Genomic DNA, 19650 nt, shown 5'->3' on the forward strand with positions numbered 1-19650 from the left:
AATATCAAGTTGAAAGAATATGCTATTAGTGAACTCTTATTATGAGATTGGATGGTGATTTGATATGATTAAGGATAAATTTATTATGAGAATACAAAACCACAATGAAAATATAAAAAAATATGATAGTATATTTAATTTAATTAGTACAGCTAGGATTATAACTTTTCTAGTAATTATGTATGTTACATATTTTATTGTGAGAATAAATTATAAAAGAACTTATTTAGTTGTAGACCTTATTCTATGTATATTATTTATTTCTTTAGTAATATATCATAATATAGTTAGAGAGAAACTAAACTTTTCAAAAGAAATTATAAATATAAATAACAATTATTTAGCTAGAATTGACGGAAATTGGGTCAACTTTAATGATATCGGAGAGGAATTTAAAAATGAAAGGCACAGATATTCCCTAGATTTAGATATAGTAGGGAAAGAATCTTTGTTTCAACTTATTAATGTAACAAACACGTGGAATGGAAGGACAAGACTAGCTAATACTTTATTGCAATCACAATATAATAAAGATGAAATAGTTTTACGACAACAAGCTATAAAAGAATTGAGCGAAAAGCTAGATTTTTGTCAAAACCTACAATATATATCAAATAAACATAAAAAAGAATTACAAAATCCAGAAAAATTAGTTAAATATGCTGAAAGTGAAGAGACTTTAATAAGATCGGAAAAAGTAAAACAATTAATATATACTATTCCAATAATTATTACACCGTTGTCTTTTGCCATTATGATATTTAAAGTTGAAAGGATGTATGCATTAGTTGTAGCATTAATCTTGCTCCAATGTATAATATGGATAGTAGGCGTCTTAAAGATTAATAAGATTTTAGGACAAGTTAGCTGTTTCAAATATAACTTAGAAACCTATGTTAATATACTAAAGCTATTAGAAAAAGAGAATTTTGAATCTAAAAAATTGAATGATATAAAAGAGATATTATTTAATAAAAGATATTCATCTATATTAGCAATAAAGGAATTAGATAAAATTTCAGAAAAAATCAACTTAAGACATAATGCTTTGTTATATGTGATATTGAATGGATTATTATTATGGGATTATGAATGTGTTTTTTTATTAGAAGATTGGAAGAGTAAATATGGATCAGAAGTTAAAACATGGATTGATGCTATAGGTGAAATTGAGTGTTTAATGAGTTTAAGTGTTTTACTACAAATAAATGAAAATGCTTCATTCCCCATTATTGATAATTCAAATTTGATAGTAAGAGCAGAATCTTTAGGACATCCCCTTATAAATAATGATGAAAGGGTACTTAATGATATAGATCTGGATGACAATATTTTTATTATCACCGGGTCAAATATGTCAGGTAAAACAACCTTTTTAAGAACATTAGGCATTAATCTAGTTTTGGCATATAGTGGTGGACCTGTGTATGCATCTAAAATGTCATGTGCAATACTAGATGTATTTACATCTATGAGAATAACAGACGATTTAAAAAATGGAATATCAACTTTCTATGCAGAACTTCTTAGAATTAGAGAAATAATTAATTATGCAGAAAAAAATAGGAATATGATTTTTCTTATTGATGAAATTTTTAGAGGAACCAATTCTGTAGATAGAATATTAGGTGCTAAGAATGTTATAGCAAATCTTAATCAGTTAGGGGTAATTGGAGCAATAACAACCCATGATTTAGAACTATGTGAATTAGATGAATATAATCGAATAAAGAATTATAATTTTTCCGAACAGTACAGGGATAATAAAATACATTTTGATTATAAAATTAGAGAAGGTAAGTCTACATCAACAAATGCAAAATACTTAATGGATTTAGTAGGTATTAAAATATTGAGGGACTAGGAAAGTCATAATGAGATTATTAAAGGTTAAACTAAAACACTAATTAAGGTAAGTGCAGTAAATAAAAGACGTCTATCTATATAAAGGATAGATGTCTTTTGTTTTTTAAGAAAGTATAAAAATTCACATAAATATATTGACAAAATATACTATTGGTTATATAGTTAATTACACAAGTAATTAACCAATGAAGGAGGTTGAAATTCTTGCTTCTTAACTTTAATAGCGAAAAACCAATTTATCTTCAATTAGCTGAAGCTATCGAGGACAATATTTTAAAGGGAATATTTGAAGAAGACACTCAGATAATTTCTACTACAGAAATATCAGTTAAATATAAAATTAATCCAGCAACAGCAGGAAAGGGTGTAAATATACTTGTAGATGATGGTATCATCTATAAAAAGAGGGGCGTAGGTATGTTTGTTTCACCGGGAGCAAAGAAAAAAATTCTAGAAAAGCGCAGGAAAAGCTTTTATGAAGGATTTATATTAACCCTCCTTGAAGAAGCTTCAAAGCTAAATATATCAAAGGAAGAAATTATTGAGATGATAGAAGGGGGTAACAAGAAATGAAGACAATTGATATAAAAGGAATAAGTAAGGAGTATGCAAATACAAAAGCACTTGATAATGTCACCATTATACTTGAGCCAAATAAGATTTATGGGCTTTTAGGAAGAAATGGAGCAGGTAAAACTACTCTTTTAAATCTTTTAACAAATAGAATATTTCCAACAGAGGGCGAGATTACAATAGATGGAGACACTGTATTTGAAAATGATAAAGCACTTAAAGATATATTCTATATGACTGAAAAAAACCTATATCCTGAAGGTGAAAAGATTAAAAATATATTTAAGTGGACGCGAGAGCTTTATCCTTTATTTGATATAGAGTATGCTAAGGGTTTATCAGAAAAGTTCGAACTAAATATAAATAAAAAAGTCAAAGACTTATCTACAGGTTATAGTTCCATATTTAAAGCTATTATAGCTTTATCATCTAATGCAAATATCATGATATTTGACGAGCCTGTTTTAGGCTTAGATGCAAACCATAGAGATATGTTTTATAAAGAGTTGATAGCAAATTATAATAAAACTCCTAAGACTATGATCATATCTACACATATTATTGAAGAAGTAGCTCAAGTACTAGAGGAAGTTATAATAATTAAAAAAGGAAAACTGATTGCAAAGCAGTCAGTTGAAGATCTTTTGTCCTGTGCTTATACTGTTTCAGGAGAGTCTTCAAATGTTGATAAATATATAGAAGGTAAAAAATATATAGGGCAAGAAACAATAGGCAACTTCAAATCCGTTATAGTATTAGAAGATATACAAAATAAAAATCAAGTCTTGGCAAATGAACTGAAAGTAGAATTTAGTAAAGCAGAATTGCAAAAATTGTTTATCAGTTTAACTAATTGATGGAGGGAGAAAACAATGAATAGTATATTAAAGGTAACAAAGTATCAACTTCATGATTTTAAAAAATCTGTAGCCATATTCTATACTGTTATTTTTTTGTTGTCATCAGTAATTGGAATTTCAATTGATAAAATAACAGGAACCTTTGGGGGCTTTGGGCTGACAACGGCAATATTTATTTTTATAGCAGGGTTAAACTGCTTTAAATCAAACTTCAAATTTATGATGGCTAATAATGTATCAAGAAAAAGATTTTATTATGGGAATATAATCGCTTTAGTCATAATAGCTGCATTTATGGCACTAGTGGACTCAATATTAAGCTATGTTCTTAATTTAATAATCCCCTATGAAAGTGTCATTGTACAGCTTTATAATAAAAAAAATTTTATTTTCTTCGATGAATTTTTATGGTCATTTGGATTATATACATTATTTGTATGCTTAGGCTGGCTTATTACAATGTTATATTACAGATGTAATAAGATTATGAAAACTATTATTTCTATTATACCTATACCTATAATAATATTACTTCAATATGTTGAGCAAGAATCAGGCGGAGCTGTGGGTAGAACCATTATGGGTTTCCTAGATAAAGCACTAGGTTTTGCCTACAATAATAATACCTATATTGGAACATTAAGCTTTCTTGCAGGAACCGCGGCACTTTTACCAATATGTTTTTTACTTATTCGTAAGGCCCCGATAAAGGACTAAACAATAGATACTAGTATGCTTACTAAAAACACTGCCCATACAATTACTGGAAGAGTTTATGCACATAAAAAATTAAAGAAGGAAAAGGATTTTAAATATTGAATTTAGTAAATAATAGCAAAGAGTATATGAATATTATGATTATAGTTTTCGAAGTAATATAAAAATATAGATTACTTTTGTGTTAAAAGATATTCTTTTATTAAGTATTAAGGACATAATAGTTCTATACTATTTATTTAATAAGGAGTGATAAAATGAAGACTATTGCAATAGCAGGCACATTTGACTCTAAAGGTAAAGAGTTTCAGTATATTAAGGATATAATTGAAGCTCTTGGACTAAATACATTTACAATCCATACTGGAGTTTTCGAGCCTATATTTAAACCAGATGTTTCTAATTACGAAATCGCTGAAGCAGTAGGAATGGATATGGGTGAAATATCGGCAAAAAAAGATAGAGCATTGGCCACAGAAGTACTTGCAAAAGGGATGGAAAAGCTAGTGCCTCAGTTATATGAGCAAGGAAAATTTGATGGAATTATTTCTTTAGGAGGGAGCGGCGGCACTTCAATAGTTACTCCTGGCATGAGAGCATTGCCAATAGGAGTTCCTAAGGTTATGGTATCTACAGTGGCTGCTGGCGATGTATCAGTTTATGTAGGATCAAGTGATATTTTCATGTATCCTTCTATAGTTGATGTTGCCGGATTAAACTCTATATCCACTAAAATTTTTACAAATGCTGCTCTTGCTATAGCAGGGATGGTAAAATTCGAAAATACTCAAAGAGTGGAAAGTAAACCTTTAATAGCTGCAAGTATGTTTGGAGTAACAACACCATGTGTAAACGAGGCTAGAGCATATTTAGAAGATCAAGGATATGAAGTACTTATATTTCATGCAACAGGCACTGGTGGAAAAGCAATGGAAAGCTTAATAAGCAGTGGTCATATTGAAGGAGTTCTAGATATTACAACTACAGAATGGTGCGATGAATTAGTTGGTGGGAATATGGCGGCAGGGGACAAAAGGTTAGAAGCTGCAGGGCAAAACAATGTTCCACAAGTTGTTTCTACAGGAGCCTTAGATATGGTCAACTTTGGTGCAATAGATACTGTTCCTAGTAAATTTAATGGACGTAATTTCTATAAACATAATCCTACGGTTACTCTAATGAGAACAACGGCAGAGGAGAATAAACAACTAGGCATGATTATAGCTGAGAAACTTAATAAAGCTAAATCTCCTACAGCTTTAATGCTTCCATTAAAAGGAGTATCTTTACTAGATGTAGAAGGTCAGGTTTTCTATGGTCCTGAAGAAGATAAGATACTATTTGATACATTAAGAGAAAATGTTGATAAGAATATCGTAGAACTTATTGAACTTGATTATGATATTAATGATAAAAATTTTGCTATTGCAGCAGCTAAAAAATTATTAGAGTTAATAAAAAATAATTAGTAAAAATATAGGAGTGAATAAATTGAAACTAAGTCGTGAAGAAATTCTAAAAAGATTGAAAAAGCAGGTTTCTAATGGAAAGATTATATTAGGAGCAGGTGCAGGGGCAGGTATTTCAGCAAAAAGTGGTGAAGCTGGTGGTGTTGATTTAATTATAATATATAATTCAGGAAGATACAGAATGGCTGGACGTGGATCGCTGGCTGGCCTTCTTTCCTATGGTGATGCTAACCAAATTGTAGTCGATATGGGATCAGAAATATTGCCAGTTGTAAAAGACACACCTGTTCTTGCTGGAGTTTGTGGTACAGATCCATTTAGAATAATGGAAGTTTTTCTAAAACAGTTAAAAGAACAAGGTTTTGCAGGAGTTCAGAACTTCCCAACGGTAGGATTAATTGACGGTGTTTTTAGAGCAAATCTAGAAGAAACAGGTATGGGATATGATCTAGAAGTTGATATGATACGCAAAGCACATGAAATAGACTTGCTAACTAGCCCTTATGTGTTTGATGAAGAACAGGCTGAGGCAATGGCAAAGGCTGGTGCAGATATTTTGGTTGCCCATATGGGGCTTACTACCAAAGGAACTATAGGAGCTAAAACTGCATTAACACTTGATGATTGCGTAAAAAAAGTTCAAGCTATATGCGATGCAGGAAAGCGTATAAATCCAGATATAATAGTACTTTGTCATGGGGGACCTATTGCAGAGCCAGATGATGCCCAATATATTATCTCGAATACAACAGGTGTTGATGGATTTTTTGGTGCTTCTAGTATCGAAAGATTTGCAACTGAAGTTGGAATTAAGAAACAAGCTGAGGCTTTTAAAAATATATCTATTAAGTAGTATATTTGATGAATTAGAAAAATAAAATATAAAGTCATATATACAGTTCTCTCAGACTGATGTTTTGAGGGAACTTTTTATATAATGAATAAAATTATATTAAAAGAAGAAATAACTAAAAAATTGGAGAGAGGGTAGTAAATTGCTATATTATAAAGGCTGATTTTTTTGCAAAAATGCAATAGTGGAGTATAATAAAATTAAACCCATATTAATAATAAGAGGCGGTGTTTATCTATGAAGTTCAATTATTTTATGCCAACAGAAATTTATTTTGGAAGGGGAGCCATTGAAAATAATAAAGATGCCATGATAAAGCTCGGTAGTAAAGCATTGATTGTTACTGGGAAAAGTTCATCTAAACAAAATGGTTCCTTAAAGCAGGTAATTAGTGCTTTAGAAACCTTAAATATTGAATATGCTATCTTTGATGATGTAGAAGAAAATCCTTCTCTTGAAACTATAGAAATAGCTGCTTCCCTTGGAAAGAAATTAGAAGTTGATTTTATAATAGGCATTGGAGGCGGATCTCCACTAGATGCATCTAAAGCAGTGGCATTATTTATTAAAAATCCACAGATAAATAAAAATAATGTATTTACAAGTGAAAAACTCCAAAGTATTCCTGTGGTAGCAGTGCCTACAACTTCTGGAACTGGCTCTGAAGTTACACCATACAGTATAGTTACAGTCCACAATGAGAAAACTAAGAAGAATTTAGGACAGAGTATTTTCCCAGCTATTGCTTACGTGGACAGCAGTTATACTGATAACGCGCCTTACGCTATTACTGTTAACACTTCAGTAGATGCATTTACTCATCTTGTTGAAAGTTATTTAAATAGGAATGCTACTATCCTATCTGACACATATGCTGAAAAAGGATTTGAGATATTTAAATTCTGTTTTGAAAGCTTGATAAAAAAAGAACTTACTGAAGAGTTTAGAGAAAAAGTAATGTTTGCTTCCTTACTTGGAGGAATAGCTATAGCCCAAAGTGGAACATCACTACCTCATGGTATGGGGTATGCCCTTACTTATTATAAGAACCTTCCTCACGGTTTAGCTAATGGAGTTCTTACTGTAGAATACTTAAAGAGCTTTAAAAATAAGGATAAAATAATAAAAATGCTGAATATATTAGGGATAGGGGACTTAGAAGATTTGAAAGGTATATTCAATAGTTTATTTCAGGTTGATATAAAACTTTCTCCTCAGGATGTAACTGAATATGCTTCTAATTTTGCACAAAACAAAAGTAAGCTAAAAAATCATCCAGAAGAAGTAAGTATTAAAGTCATAGAAGATATATATAGAAATAGCTTATAAGTAAGGATTAACCCTTAAAATAGGAACACTTATACATTTTTATCCTTTAAGTGAAGATATTATCTTATTTGAAATTTAGGATACTGATAATTATTGTGTTTAAGAAAATATATGACTATTATAGAATAAAACCTATGGGCAGCCATAGGTTTTATTCTATAATAGTCATAATCTCATCTATTGGTTTTCTAGCAGGACTTGTAAGCTCAGATTCTTCGGGAACCCCTAAGGGAGTAATAGCAGCAAGATAATAGCCTTCTTTTTCAAATCCTATAAATTTGCTCAATTCTTTACTTGCAAAATTTGCGCTTGTCATCCAGCAGGTTCCATAGCCCATATTGGCAGCAGCAAGCATAAGGTTTTGAGTTGCGGCTCCAATATTTTGTATTCCTGGAGATGGTCTAAGTAGCTGATGGATCTCCTCATTAGATGCTCCTTTAGCTTTGAGAATTTCAAGTCCTGTGGCAGGGTATGGCCCTGCGAATATTAATATAGCTACGGGTGCATTTTTAAATACGGTTGTATATTTTAAATATTTAAGGAATTCTTTTTTTAACTCCTCATCATTTATGGAGTCTACCATTTCATATGCCTTATTTTCAATAGTCAAAGCCATGCCATCAATTTTTTCTTTGTTTTTAACTATAATAAAGTGCCAATTTTGTAGATTTTTACCCGATGGAGCATATGTAGCCGCCTTAATTATATCTCTTATATGATCTAAGGGGACATCTTCATTTTTAAATTTTCTAACACTATGTCTTTTATAGATAAAATCGAGATTATTCATTTTGTACCTCCTTAAATTATTTTTTTCCTATTATTACTAGTATATCATAAATACATTTGTACAAACATTTTAAAGCAAGAAAAAATTTTTACATATATAATTTACTATTGTAAACATAAAAGGTGTATAAGAAAAAAATTCCATAAATTTTATATTTTTTCCATAAAAATATTGAAAAGCAATTTTTTTGGTAGTAAAATAATTATATCTTAATTTAGAAAGTGGTGTTGGCAATGAAACTAGTCACCTTTGATCCTTTTAAAACCATAGGAATGCCAAATATAACTTATATTAAACCAGAATATATTTTTAAAGAAATAGAGAAAGTAAAAGAAGCAGATTGCATATTGTTTCCAGAATATTGGCAGATAAATTCTTTAGTCTATGGACTTAAAAAGAAGATATTTCCTAATATCAACACTTACCAATTAGGACATAATAAAGTTGAAACTACTAGGGTATTATTGGCCACATTTCCACAAAATGTACCTTATACTAAAATATTGAGTAAATATGATGTAAATATTGAAACAATTGAAGAAGAGTTCGGATATCCCTTAGTAGCTAAGGAAATAAAAAGCTCTATGGGGATGGGAGTTTTTCTTATAGAAAACAGGCAGGAACTAAAAAGTTATGTAGAGAATAATGAGGTTTTATATATTCAAGAAAAACTTCCTATATATAAGGATTTAAGAATAGTATATGTAGGCAATAAGGTAATAGGATCCTATTGGAGAATAGCTGGTGAAGGTCAGTTCCACAACAATATTGCAAAAGGAGCCAATTATGATTACAATAATATTCCTTTAGAAGCCATTGAGTTAGTCGAAAAGGTTGCTGCTACATTAGGTATAAATCATGCAGGATTTGATATAGCTGTAGTTGATAATAATTATTATATACTAGAATATAATGTAATGTTTGGAAATGAAGGACTAAGAAATATGGGAATTGAAGTAGAAAAATATATTTACGAGTATATTTTGTCAAGTCCTGATTTTAATCCAAACAATCCTAATAACCCTAATAGTCCTATATATCCTAAAGCTTCATAAAAAATATTTAACAAAATGTCAGTGTTATTATTCTACAAAGGACTTAATGTTAAGGCTAATAAGATTTTCAAAATCTTATTAGTTTTTTTATTTGTGGGGTTCAAATTGACAAAGAAAATAAATAGCATTATATTTAATACAAGCAAATATTTACAATATATACAGTCCATAAGAGATTGATATTACAAGCAGAAAACAATAAACGAGGTGAAAATTATTATAGGATATAAATATGATAAAGAAACAATAGAAAAGAAACGTGCTTATATTTTTAATGAATTAATTAAAGCATCAGTAAATATAAAAACTGGGATCATTAAAGATATATCAATTTCTGATTTAAAGATACTATTTGAACTTTATGACAGCATATTTTTAAGCAATTGGTTTAAAGATACATTTAAAGGTTCTTTTAAATTTTCACTTTCTAAGCGCATGACTAAAAGTGCAGGACTTACTCTTTGTCCTAAAAATATAAATGTATTAAATCCAGAAAATATTGTTATAGAATTCCGTATTGGAGTGAATTTCTTTTTTCAATATGATCTTATAGATAGAACTAAGATAGTATGCGGTATAGAAACTAACAACGGTCTTGAAGCACTACAATTAGTTTTAGAACATGAAATTTGTCACGCTATAGAATATTTATATTTTTATAAATCTAGTTGTAGAGGGGATAGGTTTAAGACAATTGCAAACAATCTCTTTGGACACACTAATAGTTATCACCAACTTCCAACGAATAAGGAATTAGCTATGAAAAAATTTGACCTAAGCATTGGCGATAAAATATCGTTTATTTTTAAAGGTAAGAAATTAAAAGGTATTATTTATAGAATAAATAAACGGGCAACGATCATGGTACAAGATAAAAATGGACAATATGTTGATAAACAAGGGGATAGATATGTAAAGTATTATGTAGATTTAAATAGAATAGTAAAGTAGGTAAGCTTCTAAATATCAAGAGATCAATTTATTGAAAGAAATATTAGAACTATTTTTACTGTTTCTTTATATTAATATAAAAACCAGAAAGGAGTAGAGATAATATCCTTCTGGCTTAGAGTTAATAAAGTGTTAAGCTATAATTTCTTCATCCTCATACTCATCATCCGTATCTGTAGGTAGTATTATATTTAGTATAATTCCAACAATAGCAGCAAGAGCCATTCCTACAAGTTTAATTTCAGTATATCCAATTTTTATTGGGATTACAGCTCCTCCTAAACCGAAAACTAGGATAACTGCAATGATAATCATATTTCTAGATTTTGAAAAGTCTACTTTATTATCTACAAGTGTTCTAGCTCCTATAGAAGCTATCATTCCAAATAAAATGATTACTGCTCCACCAATTACCGGCCTAGGTATAGTGCTTGTAAAAGCATTTAATTTAGGAATTAAACCTATTAATATTGTCATAACCGCAGCTACTCTCATAACCTTTGGGTCCCATACTTTTGTAAGTGCTAAAACTCCTGTATTTTGAGAGTAAGTTGTGTTAGCAGGTCCTCCAAAACATGCTGATACTGATGTAGCTAAACCATCTCCAATAAGAGTTCTTGTTAGCCCAGGGTTTCTGGCAAAATCTTTTTTTACTACTCCACTCATTGCCAATACATCGCCTATATGTTCTACAACTGTAGTAAGAGCTATTGGGGCCACAATCATGGTTGAGGCAAAGCTAAACTTAGGTAATGCAAAGTTTGGAACTCCAATCCAAGCAGCTTGTGTTATAGGAGAAAAATCTATCCTTCTTAAAATAACTGCCAATAAATAGCCTGCTGTAAGTCCAATAATAACGGGTACAATTTTTAGAAATCCCTTGCTAAACATTGCTATTCCAATAATAACAGCTAATGTTACCATTGATAATAGCCAATCTTGAGATGCCATTGCGATAGCATTAGGTGCGAGAGTCATACTAATTACAATTATAATAGGGCCGTTAACGATTGGTGGAAAATATCTCAATATTTTTTCAGATCCATAAATAGATATAAGCCATGCGAAAATCATATAAATAATTCCAGCTACAACAATTCCGCCACGGGCATAATCAAGACCATACAGGTCTCCAGCTAAGATAATTGGGGCAATGAATGAAAAGGACGAACCTAAATATGCAGGTACCTTACCTTGGGTAATAAAATGAAAGATTAATGTTCCTATACCTGACATAACAAGTGCGACACCTATGTCAAGACCAGTTAATATTGGAACCAATACAGTTGAAGCGAATAGTGTGAATACATGTTGGATACCAAGAGTGATGCCCTTGAGTGGTCCAAGAGTACTTATGTCTTCTATTGGAGCATCGCTTAGTTTTCTTACTTTACTCATTGCTTTTCCCCCTTTTTTTATTTAATTCTCCTTCAGTAGTATAACCCACAGTTGTTAAAAAAGCTTTTAACCCAATACGTCTTGAAAATAATTAAACAAAGAATTTAAGGAGCCTAGTTTAGCTATCGATTTTTCTACAATATCACCTCCAACTTGTGAAAAAACCTCACTTAAGATTTGCTTTAGCAGTAAAATTAAGTGAGGTTTTTATAGTATGAATTTATAATCAGTAAATATGTAAGATTATGAATACTTATAAATAGTTTTATATATAATAATTTTTACATAAATGCTTTTAATATATGACATTGCATGGAAAAACTGGACTATTAACTCAATAATACATAATTTTATTGTTTGTTTCATCGGTATAATGTAACAAAATTATTATTTTTTTTTGCATAAAGTTTGGCTATAATTTATAAACATATTGGTTATCTATATATTAGAATAGTTGTCCTATAGAATAAAAAACCTATAGTAGAATTAGGACAAGAAAAAAGCAAAAAAGCCAAGGGAGAGGTTAATAGTTTTGAGGAGATAGTATCTAATGCCTATTGCTTTATGACCAACTGCATACATATATCAAAGATGTACTGATAATAATGGAATGTTTCTGATTCTTATAAAAATAATCTTAATATAGTTGGATAATATATTATAATTATTGAAGCTATAGCTGAAATCCAAAATATTTTTTGAGTTCTTCTATTGGAATTTTTCTTTTCTATTATTGTATAAGACGCATACAACATTATCGCCGTAAGTATAACAAATATAGGCTTATATTTTGTTAAGTTTGAAAAATAAGCTATACCAAATGTCCCTAAACCTAGGGATGCTAATATTAAGCCTCCACCTCAGCAAAATGCGGCAAATATAGCTGGTATAATCGAGAATATACTAAGTAGTTTTTCTTTCATAAATTAAACCTCCTAATCTCACAAAATTAACTCCCAAAATCTATATATATCGTAATATTAATATATAAAGATATAATACCATTATTTCAAATAAAATGAAAGGCTATATAATACTTGGTAACAATATAAAACAAAAAACTTATTAATGTGAATTTTCTTATATATTATAAAAACTTAAAGAAGATTTAAGGTTTTTACGGGTATAATCTTAATGTTTAACATTTATACTAATCTTTAATCTAATTTTAAATAACTGAGCAGCAATAATTGATTAGTATTTTAATGCAATATATGGAGGGGTTAGTGTGAATAGGATTAATTTTTTGATAGAATATTTTAAATCACCAAGAACTATAGGGGCTGTAGCACCTAGCTCTAAAAAACTTGCTGAAAAAATGGTCGGTTCTATAAATTTTAAAAGTGCACAATGTATTATAGAATATGGGCCTGGGACTGGGGTATTTACAGATAAACTTATTAAGGCCAAGAAAAGAGACACAATATTAATATTAGCGGAATATAATAAAGAGTTTTGCAAACAGTTGGGAGAAAAATATGGTGATTATGATAATGTTGTAATAGTAAATGATTCTGCTGAAAATATATATAAGTACTTAGGAGAATATAAGATTGAAAAGGTAGACTATATAGTTTCAGGGTTACCATTTACAAGTCTACCCAAAAATGTTTCTAATAAAATATTAGATAATACCCGAAATATATTAAAGGAAGATGGCATATTTATAACATTTCAATATACTTTACTTAAAAAGGGATATATATCAAGTTATTTTAAAGACATAAGCTATGAGAGGGTCATTTTAAATGTACCACCAGCTTATGTTTTAAAGTGTCAAAATATGTGATGGATGAAGTAGATTAAAAAGGAAGTAATATACTAAATATAAACAAAGATCCAACTACATAAAATATTTTTATTGACAATAAAAATAAATAGCGATATATTTATTATAAGCAAATGCTTATAATATAAACAAACATTAAGGAGATTAATATGACAAATAGAGAGCAGGAAATATTAGAGTTAATTAAGAATAACCCTATGATCTCTCAAAATGATCTTGCAAATATACTTGCAATAACAAGGTCTTCAGTTGCTGTTCATATTACAAATCTAATTAAAAAGGGATATATTCTTGGAAAGGGTTATATTGTTCATAAAGACTCATATGTTTCTATAGTTGGAGGAGCTAACATGGATATACATGGTTTTCCTGCTGGAAACTTAATCCTTAAAGATTCCAACATAGGAAATGTTAAAATATCTCTTGGGGGTGTCGGAAGGAATATTGGTGAAAACCTTGTTAAGCTTGGAATAGACACAAGACTTATAAGTGTTATTGGAGATGATATTTATGGCTCTAAAATACTTGAAGAAGCCAGACTAATAGGGCTTAACATGCAGGATTCTCTTATACTAAAGGGAGAGCCAACTTCGACATATTTATCAATTTTAGATGAATCTGGAGATATGGCTGTTGCAATATCCCAAATGGATGTATATGACAGAATGACAGTTGAGTTTATAAAAGATAAAAGGCATGTTATTGAAAACTCAAGACTTTGCATAATAGATACAAATATACCTAGCGAAGTTATAGAGTATATCTTAACCACTTATAAGGACATAGACTTTTTTCTCGATACTGTATCTACTACAAAGGCGAGGAAAGTTAAAAACTTAATTGGTTATTTCCATACGATAAAGCCTAATAAAATTGAAGCGGAAATGCTTACTGGAATAGAGATAATTAATGAAGATGATTTGAAGAGAGCCGCGGAACATTTAATTAAAAAAGGAGTTAAGAGAGTATTTATTAGCCTTGGGGATAAAGGAATATTTTACAGCGATGGCAACCACATGAAACATATCGAAGTTCCTAGAGTAAAGATTGTTAATGCGACCGGAGCAGGGGATGCTTTTGTTGCTGGACTTGCATATGGATATTTAAATGATATGGATATTGATGAAAGTGCTAGAATAGCTATTACTGCATCAACAATAGCTATTTCTCATGAAAATACGATAAACCCTAATATGTCTATTCAAAATATAAATTTAAAAATGAAGGAGATAGGATTATGCTAGATAAATATTTGGATATTAAACCGGAGGTTTTAGAAGCAATTAAGGAGGGAAGAGCAGTTGTTGCTCTTGAGTCAACAATTATATGTCATGGTATGCCATATCCAAGAAATGTTGAAACTGCTCTTAATGTTGAAAAAATAATTAGAGAGAATGGAGCTATTCCTGCTACTGTAGCAATACTTAATGGAAAGATTAAGGTTGGTTTAACAGAAGATGAAATCGAATATCTTGGAAAAACTAAAAATGTAGTTAAGACATCAAGAAGAGATATTCCATTCGTAGTTTCTAAAAAACTTGATGGTGCTACTACAGTCGCATCAACTATGATTATTGCTGAGCTTGCTGGAATTAAGGTTTTTGCTACAGGAGGAATTGGTGGAGTTCATAGAGGTGCACAAGAAACCTTTGATATATCAGCAGACTTACAGGAATTTGCACATACCAATGTTGCCGTTGTTTGTGCAGGCGCGAAATCAATACTTGATATAGGATTAACTGTTGAATATTTAGAGACCCAGGGTGTTCCAGTTGTTGGATTTAAAACAGAAGAGCTTCCGGCATTTTATACAAGAAGAAGTGGATATAAAGTTGACTATAGAGTCGATTCGGCAGAAGAGCTTGCGGCTGCGCTTAAGGCAAAATGGGATTTAGGCCTTAATGGCGGAATGGTTGTAGCAAATCCAATTTTAGAGCAATATGAAATGGATTATGATATTATTACAAATGCTATAAATGATGCTGTTAAAGAAGCAGAAGCAAAAGGCATAAAGGGAAAGGAATCAACACCATTTCTTCTTGCAAAAGTCAAAGAAATTACAGGTGGAGATAGCTTAGAATCGAATATCCAGCTTGTGTATAATAATGCTATGCTTGGAGCCCAGCTTGCTGTGGAATTTTCAAAGCTTAATAAATAATATAAAAATAAAGTCAGGCATATTTTTATGGGACAAAAACCAAAAGTTTCTGCAGAAAGAAAAATCAAAGTAGTTGAGGATTATCTTAGTGGAATAAAAGGTCTCTCACAGATTCTTCTTGAATTGCAGGTCAATGAACATTCTTTTCGTGAATGGGTACGTAAATACAATCTTTCAGGAAGAGAAGGCTTGATAACCAGCAGTAACAATAAGTAGTACTCAGAATCGTTTAAATTCCTCTATATATTTTTTACCTTTACCTCTCAATTTAGACAACCTCCTATTAATTTTTATTTTACTAAATTAGTGTACAATTGTCCAAATAGGTTAGGGGGCTTAATGGGTAACCTTACAATGCATAGACATGTCATGATTAGATGAAAGTGAATAAATATAACTTTAAATTTAAGGATTTACTTTATTAAGAGTAAGTCCTTTTTGGTTTATAGATTTATGGAAAGGATGAAATACAAGTGCTACCTATGAATTTTGACTATCGTTATGGTAATCAGGCAGAACAATTTAGTTTTTATACAATTTCTAAAATATTATTTACCAGCATTAGATTTAAATAGTTATAGGGAATGAAATCTCTCATTCCCTATAACTATGTACAGTATTCAAAATATCAATAAAGATAGATTTATTATAAAATAGTTTAATTGTAATAATATTATAATACATTATATAATGATTTTAGGTTAGATTTGTAAATTAATTACCAATGATTATTTTATATTAGAAAGGAGATTTAAGTGAGAAAAGAAGAAATGACTCCAAGAGAAAGAATGAATGCCTTTACCAAGGGTCAGGAAATTAACCATGTAATCTGTGTTCCAGATATGGGAGCTACTATGGCACCTTTTATTGGTGTAAAAGTAAGTGATTACTATCATTCAGCAGAGATTATGGCAGAACTGGAAATAGCTTTGTTTAAAAGACTTCGTCATGATAGTGTAGGGATATCTACAAGCCTTACAGGTGTTGCTGAGGCTATGGGTGCTAAGGTAGCTTATCCTGATTACAATAAAAGGATATATTTTAAGTACAGGCTGTAAAATTCCAATGTATACGCTGATGGAAAATATTGAAATGTTTATGGAAGCAGGTAACACCTATGGAAAATATCCAATAGATTTAGAGTTACTAGCGAAAGATTAATTTAAATTAAGGAGGCCATTAAAATGGAAAAGTTAAATGAAAAAAGAGGTAATGGGGTAGCTTTGTTGCCTTTTCTTATCTTTGTATTAGTATATTTGATTTCAGGTATTATATTACAAACTAAAGGAATTGAAATGGCATTTTATCAATTTCCAGCTCCGGTTGCGGCTAGTATAGGAATAGTATTTGCTTTTATTTTAACAAAAGGTTCATTAGATGAAAAGTTTAATGTATTTATCAAAGGTTGTGGTGATGATAATATAATAATCATGTGTATTATATATTTATTGGCAGGGGCTTTTTCTGCAGTTTCTAGTGCTATGGGTGGTGTTGAATCTACAGTAAATTTAGGACTCGCTTTAATACCAGCTAAATTTATTACAGTAGGAATATTTATAATAGCTGCATTTATTTCTATTTCAACAGGAACATCAGTAGGTACTATTGTGGCCATAGGTCCTATAGCTGTTCAATTAGTAGAAAAAGCAGGCTTAAATTTACCTTTAGTATTAGGTGCATTGGTTGGCGGAGCTATGTTTGGAGATAATTTATCTATTATATCTGATACAACTATAGCAGCTACAAGGACTCAGGGAGTATCTATGAAAGACAAGTTTAGAGCTAATATTGGTTTTACATTGCCAGCGGCTTTGGTTACAATCGTTCTTTTATTAATATTTGGAAAACCAGTAGCTATTCCTGAAAGCCAAGAATATGCTTTTAATATAATTAAAGTAATTCCATATATATTCGTGTTGATAGCTGCCATAGCAGGAATGAATGTATTTGGGGTTTTGACTGGCGGAATTATTATATCAGGAGCTATAGGACTTGGTTATGGAAGCTTTAAAGGATTAGAATTTGTTCAGCATATATATTCAGGATTTACAGGAATGTTTGATATATTTTTATTATCTTTATTAACTGGCGGCTTAGCTAATATGGTATCAAATGGTGGAGGACTTGATTGGCTATTATATAGAATAAATAAAACAGTAAAAGGCAAAAAATCTGCTGAATTAGGTATAAGTGCATTGGTATCTCTTACAGATGCAGCTACTGCTAACAATACAGTTTCTATAATTGTAAGTGGTCAATTAGCAAAGGAAATATCCAAAGAACATAATATAGATCCAAGAAAAACTGCTTCACTTTTAGATGCTTTTTCATGTGTAATGCAAGGTCTAATACCTTATGGTGCTCAATTATTGATAGCAGGAAGCTTTACTGATGGATTGGTAAGCCCAGTTCAAATAGTACCATATGTATGGTATTGTTATATATTAGTTATATTTGCTATACTATCCATAGTAACTCCTTTTGGAAATGGATATTTAGCAAAGAATCCTTGGAATTTTGTCAATAATAAACCTGTAAAGGAAGTATAAAGCAAATAAGAACTATAGAGAACGGAAATTGTATTTTAAAAAGCTGCGATTTTAGATATGCTGTAGCTTTTTTTGTGTCTGTAGATTTATGGAAAGGATTAAATATAAGTGTTACCTATGAATTCTGACTATTATTATGGTAAGCAAGCAACATTATTTACTGATTCGACGGATATTTAGCAGTCCGTGGATAAATGTCATTAAAATCATAGTTCCTCGAAGGAGCCTACTTATTAGCAGTACTGAGAGGGTTGTATAATAAATTCTCCACTATAACACCATACTTTAAATATATGTTACGATAGAAGTCGACGGAGGTGAAAATATAATGGGAAATAAGTATAGGACATCGGAAGTAGCAAAAATCATTGGTGTCCATCCCAATACAGTGCGACTCTATGAAAAGTACCAGCTAATACCAAAAGCGGAAAGGCAGGATAATGGCTATCGTATTTTTACCGATTTACATGTTGAGCAATTTAAATTAGCAAGAACTGCATTAAAGGTTGAAGTATTACAAAATGGATTGCGAAAAAAAGCTGTTGATATTATTAAGGCTTCTGCTACAAAAAATTTTGATGCTGCAATTTGTCTCACGGAAAGTTATCTGTCACAGATTAGAACGGAGCAGCAGAATGCGGAAGAAACGATTGAAATTGTAAAACAGATGTTATCCGATTCTCATCATAGAGCAGAATTGGAGCTTCTAAAAAAGTTCCGGGCCTTCTTGAAGAAAAATAGAAAGACCTAATTTACTTAATCAAATATTTCAGACTGATGGCAAGAACAAAATTTGGGTTGGTGACATCACATATGTACCGACTAAGAAAGGTGTACTGTATCTAGTTGTATTTCTAGATATTTATTCACGCAAAGTATGCGGATGGTCTATGGACAGGAAGATGAAGGACAGCCTTGTAATGAATGCATTCATGCAGGCTTATGGGAGAGAACATCCCGATAAAGGACTTATCGTTCATACGGATCAAGGCTCTCAGTTTACCAGCGGTAACTTTCAGACGCTACTACGCACACACGGAGCCATATCAAGTGTCATTAGAAAAGGTAATCCATATGATAACGCACTAATGGAATCATTTTATAGGACAATAAAGAGAGAGCTTATTCAGGATGCCAACTTTGAAACACCTGAACAAGCTCAGCAAGAAATATTTAAATATATTGAATTAATTATACTATAACACTAAGAGAATGCATTCCTCTCTTGGGTATCTTTCCCATACCCAATTTGAGGAGATGAATTCATAAAATTTACTTAACTTTTTGTCTAGT

18 protein-coding genes and 1 pseudogene are annotated in these 19650 nt (G+C 30.7%); 17 read left to right on the top strand and 2 right to left on the bottom strand.

The features are described 5' to 3' along the window. Positions 1-64: 64 nt before the first annotated feature. From KQI88_RS01645 to KQI88_RS01675, 7 genes are all read left to right on the top strand, one after another. Positions 65-1864, top strand: coding sequence for a MutS-related protein (locus tag KQI88_RS01645; RefSeq protein ID WP_216414622.1), 1800 nt, complete (start codon positions 65-67; stop codon positions 1862-1864). 206 nt (positions 1865-2070) lie between these two features. Further along, the gene (locus KQI88_RS01650; protein ID WP_216414623.1) at positions 2071-2439 is read left to right on the top strand and encodes a GntR family transcriptional regulator; all 369 of its coding nucleotides are present in this window, start codon (positions 2071-2073) and stop codon (positions 2437-2439) included. After that, positions 2436-3296 (top strand): ABC transporter ATP-binding protein, encoded by an 861-nt coding sequence (locus KQI88_RS01655; RefSeq protein WP_216414624.1) that lies wholly within the window; start codon positions 2436-2438, stop codon positions 3294-3296. Before KQI88_RS01650 ends, KQI88_RS01655 begins: the two co-directional genes overlap by 4 nt. A gap of 15 nt (positions 3297-3311) precedes the next feature. After that, a complete protein-coding gene (locus KQI88_RS01660) occupies positions 3312-4016 on the top strand; it encodes a hypothetical protein (RefSeq protein WP_216414625.1) in 705 nt (234 codons plus the stop codon). Between the two features lie 257 nt (positions 4017-4273). Beyond that, positions 4274-5485 (top strand): Tm-1-like ATP-binding domain-containing protein, encoded by a 1212-nt coding sequence (locus KQI88_RS01665; protein WP_216414626.1) that lies wholly within the window; start codon positions 4274-4276, stop codon positions 5483-5485. Between the two features lie 22 nt (positions 5486-5507). After that, entirely contained in the window at positions 5508-6338 is an 831-nt protein-coding gene (locus KQI88_RS01670; RefSeq protein ID WP_216414627.1) for a phosphoenolpyruvate hydrolase family protein, read from the top strand. Positions 6339-6575: 237 nt separating this feature from the next. Next, positions 6576-7667 (top strand): iron-containing alcohol dehydrogenase family protein, encoded by a 1092-nt coding sequence (locus KQI88_RS01675; RefSeq protein ID WP_216414628.1) that lies wholly within the window; start codon positions 6576-6578, stop codon positions 7665-7667. Positions 7668-7818: 151 nt separating this feature from the next. On the opposite strand, the gene KQI88_RS01680 is transcribed toward KQI88_RS01675, so the two are convergent. After that, a complete protein-coding gene (locus KQI88_RS01680; protein ID WP_216414629.1) occupies positions 7819-8457 on the bottom strand; it encodes a nitroreductase family protein in 639 nt (212 codons plus the stop codon). Positions 8458-8690: 233 nt separating this feature from the next. Here KQI88_RS01680 and KQI88_RS01685 point away from each other — a divergent pair, with 233 nt between their 5' ends. Next, the gene (locus tag KQI88_RS01685) at positions 8691-9512 is read left to right on the top strand and encodes an ATP-grasp domain-containing protein (RefSeq protein WP_216414630.1); all 822 of its coding nucleotides are present in this window, start codon (positions 8691-8693) and stop codon (positions 9510-9512) included. A gap of 207 nt (positions 9513-9719) precedes the next feature. Then, a complete protein-coding gene (locus tag KQI88_RS01690) occupies positions 9720-10463 on the top strand; it encodes a SprT-like domain-containing protein (protein WP_216414631.1) in 744 nt (247 codons plus the stop codon). Positions 10464-10595: 132 nt separating this feature from the next. Here KQI88_RS01690 and KQI88_RS01695 read toward each other — a convergent pair whose 3' ends face one another. Beyond that, on the bottom strand, positions 10596-11861 hold the full coding sequence (locus tag KQI88_RS01695; RefSeq protein WP_216414632.1) for a uracil-xanthine permease family protein: 1266 nt from the start codon (positions 11859-11861) through the stop codon (positions 10596-10598). A 1228-nt stretch (positions 11862-13089) separates the two neighbouring features. Here KQI88_RS01695 and KQI88_RS01700 point away from each other — a divergent pair. The 8 genes and pseudogenes from KQI88_RS01700 to KQI88_RS01735 form a co-directional block, all read left to right on the top strand. Continuing rightward, positions 13090-13650, top strand: a complete 561-nt coding sequence (locus tag KQI88_RS01700) for a class I SAM-dependent methyltransferase (RefSeq protein ID WP_216414633.1) — start codon at positions 13090-13092, stop codon at positions 13648-13650. Positions 13651-13799: 149 nt separating this feature from the next. Beyond that, entirely contained in the window at positions 13800-14894 is a 1095-nt protein-coding gene (locus KQI88_RS01705) for a PfkB family carbohydrate kinase (RefSeq protein WP_216414634.1), read from the top strand. After that, the gene (locus KQI88_RS01710) at positions 14888-15808 is read left to right on the top strand and encodes a pseudouridine-5'-phosphate glycosidase (RefSeq protein WP_216414635.1); all 921 of its coding nucleotides are present in this window, start codon (positions 14888-14890) and stop codon (positions 15806-15808) included. The genes KQI88_RS01705 and KQI88_RS01710 overlap by 7 nt, the downstream gene beginning before the upstream one ends. Positions 15809-15835: 27 nt before the next feature. Continuing rightward, the gene (locus tag KQI88_RS01715) at positions 15836-16024 is read left to right on the top strand and encodes a helix-turn-helix domain-containing protein (RefSeq protein WP_216414636.1); all 189 of its coding nucleotides are present in this window, start codon (positions 15836-15838) and stop codon (positions 16022-16024) included. A gap of 539 nt (positions 16025-16563) precedes the next feature. Then, complete coding sequence (locus tag KQI88_RS01720; protein WP_330656007.1) at positions 16564-16866, top strand: uroporphyrinogen decarboxylase family protein; 303 nt, start codon at positions 16564-16566, stop codon at positions 16864-16866. A 126-nt stretch (positions 16867-16992) separates the two neighbouring features. Further along, complete coding sequence (locus tag KQI88_RS01725; RefSeq protein WP_216414637.1) at positions 16993-18357, top strand: Na+/H+ antiporter NhaC family protein; 1365 nt, start codon at positions 16993-16995, stop codon at positions 18355-18357. Positions 18358-18685: 328 nt separating this feature from the next. Then, positions 18686-19108: a MerR family DNA-binding transcriptional regulator gene (locus tag KQI88_RS01730; protein ID WP_216414638.1), complete on the top strand. Its 423-nt coding sequence runs from the start codon at positions 18686-18688 to the stop codon at positions 19106-19108. Further along, positions 19095-19626: pseudogene (locus KQI88_RS01735) on the top strand (IS3 family transposase); the annotation flags it as partial. The gene KQI88_RS01730 and the pseudogene KQI88_RS01735, both read left to right, overlap by 14 nt. Between the last annotated feature and the right edge of the window lie 24 nt (positions 19627-19650).

This window comes from Alkaliphilus flagellatus (assembly GCF_018919215.1).
Lineage (GTDB): Bacteria > Bacillota > Clostridia > Peptostreptococcales > Natronincolaceae > Alkaliphilus_B > Alkaliphilus_B flagellatus.